This window comes from Candidatus Symbiopectobacterium sp. NZEC135 (genome assembly GCF_025962695.1).
Genome location: NZ_JAGFPF010001202.1, coordinates 1 through 659, shown reverse-complemented (window position 1 = coordinate 659; position 659 = coordinate 1). Strand labels below are relative to the sequence as shown.

Below are 659 nucleotides of genomic sequence, written 5' to 3'. Positions count from 1 at the left end.
TCTTCCGCCAACGCCCATTTCCCCGACGAGATCCTCGGCTTGCACTGAGGATCCCGTCGGGCAGCACGGCCTTATTCTTGCGAGTTCTTCTCTGCTTTGCCTGCCATCATCGTCAGGAAATCAAAGCGACGCCGCAGATCCAGTTCCGCTTCTTCATACAACCGCGCGGTCTCTTCCGGCATTTGCGTATTCAGCCGACGGAAGCGTTGCTCTTTCAGTAGCGTCTCGCTCAGGCTGCTGGAGGGCGGACGGGAATCCGTGACCAACGCCGGTTTGCCTTCTTCCACACGACGCGGATCGAAGCGATAGAGCGGCCAGAATCCGGTAGCCGTCAGCTGACGCATCTGATCGTGACTGAACGCCAGATCGTAGCCGTGCTCTTCACAGGGGCTGTAGGCAATAATCAGTGACGGGCCAGGCCAGGCTTCTGCTTCCTGAATCGCTTTCACCGTTTGGTTAAGCTGTGCTCCCAGTGAAATCTGCGCAACATAAACGTGGCCATACATCATCACGTTGATACCCAGATCTTTACGCGCCTTACGCTTGCCTTTTTCACCAAATTTGGTGACCGCACCCAACGGCGTTGCCTTGGATTGTTGGCCGCCGGTATTGGAATAGCACTGGGTATCCAGCACCAGCACGTTGACGTTTTCTGTCAG

Annotated in this window: 1 pseudogene; it reads right to left on the bottom strand. The window is 56.0% G+C overall.

Annotated elements, in window-relative coordinates:
- Positions 1-71: 71 nt before the first annotated feature.
- Positions 72-659: pseudogene (locus J5224_RS33335) on the bottom strand (pyruvate:ferredoxin (flavodoxin) oxidoreductase); the annotation flags it as partial.